Source organism: Novosphingobium sp. ERW19, from assembly GCF_012641315.1.
Classification (GTDB): Bacteria; Pseudomonadota; Alphaproteobacteria; order Sphingomonadales; family Sphingomonadaceae; genus Novosphingobium.
The window spans coordinates 1-1,944 of record NZ_JABAIC010000034.1 but is presented as its reverse complement, the minus strand read 5'-3'; the positions used below and the strand labels follow the sequence as shown (position 1 = coordinate 1,944).

The 1,944-nt window shown below is 62.5% G+C and carries 2 protein-coding genes and 1 pseudogene; all 3 read right to left on the bottom strand.

Features of this window, described 5'->3' with window-relative positions:
- Nucleotides 1-203: 203 nt before the first annotated feature.
- Complete coding sequence (locus HGI46_RS21770) at nucleotides 204-644, bottom strand: hypothetical protein (RefSeq protein WP_168905826.1); 441 nt, start codon at nucleotides 642-644, stop codon at nucleotides 204-206.
- Between the two features lie 23 nt (nucleotides 645-667).
- Nucleotides 668-1,501 carry a fumarylacetoacetate hydrolase family protein gene (locus HGI46_RS21765; protein WP_168905825.1) on the bottom strand — a complete coding sequence of 278 codons (834 nt, stop codon included), beginning with the start codon at nucleotides 1,499-1,501 and terminating at the stop codon, nucleotides 668-670.
- A 109-nt stretch (nucleotides 1,502-1,610) separates the two neighbouring features.
- Nucleotides 1,611-1,944, bottom strand: a pseudogene (locus tag HGI46_RS21760) (glyoxalase); the annotation flags it as partial.

Genomic DNA, 1,944 nt, shown 5'->3' with positions numbered 1-1,944 from the left:
AAAGTCCATCGCGTCTTCAACCGCATGGGCACTCATAGCTTCAATCCGAATGCTCACGCGCCGAACCGCAAGATATTGCTGGAATTGAGAAACTTCTGAATCAGGCACTTACTGCGCAGCAATCAAACCCGCCGCCGCTGTGTTCTTCTAGCTATGATCATTAGGTTTTGAGCGAATTACGACAAATCGTTATCATCTAGTCTTCACGTAAAAAGCCGATTTAGTGTCAGGTGAGTGACCGTGAAGCCTAGTAGTCCGCCGAAGATCAACTTTGTAGTGAGGGCGGTTGACCAGTTTAGGCCTGAAACCGGACCAAGAAGCGACAACGCTGCGAGCAGGGCTGCGATCGACAGCCCGCCCATCAGCATTCTAACGGTCTGTCCTGCGATCGCGCCAGTTGTTGGCAAGGTTTGCCTGCCGCCCTTCCGGAGAGACCTACGTACAAGCAACGCTGGCACAAGCGCAGCCATCATAGAGATGCCAGCACCTTGCCCCAGGAAATCAAGCGCGAAGTTGTCGGGTGCGGCCATGCTCAATTCGCGGCTGCGGGTGCCGAAGACCAGCAGGAAGAATGCGGCGCTCAGCACGACATTGATCGCAGTGCTGACCCGTCTCTCGCGCTTGAGAATGGGGAGAAAGTCCATGGCCTGCACCTGTCGCGCGCTGCTCAAGCTTCGTCAATCACGGGGTTGGTGAGGGTGCCGACTTTGCCGATGGAGATTTCGGCGATGTCGCCTGCTTTCATGTAGAGGGGTGGGTTGCGTTTGTCGCCGACGCCGCCGGGGGTGCCGGAGGCGATGACGTCGCCGGGTTCGAGGGTGGTGAAGGTGGAGCAGTATGCGATCACGAAGGCGATATCCCAGATCATGTCGGAGACGGGCTGGTCCTGGACGAGCTGGCCGTTGATGCGGGTCTGCACGCGCTGGTCGCCAAGATCGGGCAGCTCGTCGGGCGTGACGAGGGCCGGGCCGAAGGCGCCGGTGCCGGGGAAGTTCTTGCCCGGCGTGAACTGGATGTTGTGGCGCTGCCAGTCGCGCACCGAACCGTCGTTGAACACCGAGTACCCGGCGACATGTTCCAGCGCCTTTTCGCGCGGGATGCGGCGGCCGCCCTTGCCGATGACCACGGCAAGCTCGCCTTCATAATCGAAGCGGGTGGATTCCGGCGGGCGCACCAGCGGCTCGCCATCGGCGATCAGGCTGTCGGCCCAGCGGGTGAAGATCGCCGGGTATTCCTTCTGGTCGCGCCCGGTCTCGGCCACGTGCGTGGCGTAGTTGAGCCCGACGCAAAGGATCTTGTTCGGATTGGGGATCAGCGGGAGCAGGCGCACGTCGGCGCGAGCATGGGTTGCGGTGGTGGCCAACGCGGAAAGATCGCCGGCCACGACATCCTTCAGCCATGCCGCAGCGCTTTGGGCGCCGAGATCCTGCACGGTCTCGCCCTCGAGGCGGCCGAAGCTGGGGGTGCCGTCAGGACGGCGGAAGCTGATGTAACGGGCCATGGTCTTGTCTCCCCTGAGGACGCCTTGTGCCTGCACCGCCGATCCTGCCAGCGCAAGGGCGGCCGCGCCGCCGACGAAACCTCGTCTGTCGATGTTCAAGGTGCTGCGTTCAAAGTGGTTCAGGTTGCCAGTCGCGGCGGCAGCGGAAGCGTTCCTCGGCCACGCGCAAGCCGGCGAAGTCCTTGTCGGAGATGCCCCACTGGTCGATGCGGCTCTCGGGCCAGGTCCAGTCGTCCGGCTCGCCGGTGCGATAGTCTGCCGGGACCTTTTCCACCGCGGTCGAATATTCGATCACCGGGCCGAACGGCGCGATGTAATAGGCATAGACATTATCGCCCGGCCCGTGGCGGCCCGGGCCCCATGCGGGGGCAAAGCCGTTGTCGCGCATCCAGCCAATGCCGCGCATCACCGCATCGAGATCGTCCATCTCGAACGCCACGTGG

Coding starts and splice junctions, on each gene's coding strand:
- HGI46_RS21770 (WP_168905826.1), bottom strand. CDS start 644: ATGGACTTTCTCCCCATTCTCAAGCGCGAGAGACGGGTCAGCACTGCG.
- HGI46_RS21765 (WP_168905825.1), bottom strand. CDS start 1,501: ATGGCCCGTTACATCAGCTTCCGCCGTCCTGACGGCACCCCCAGCTTC.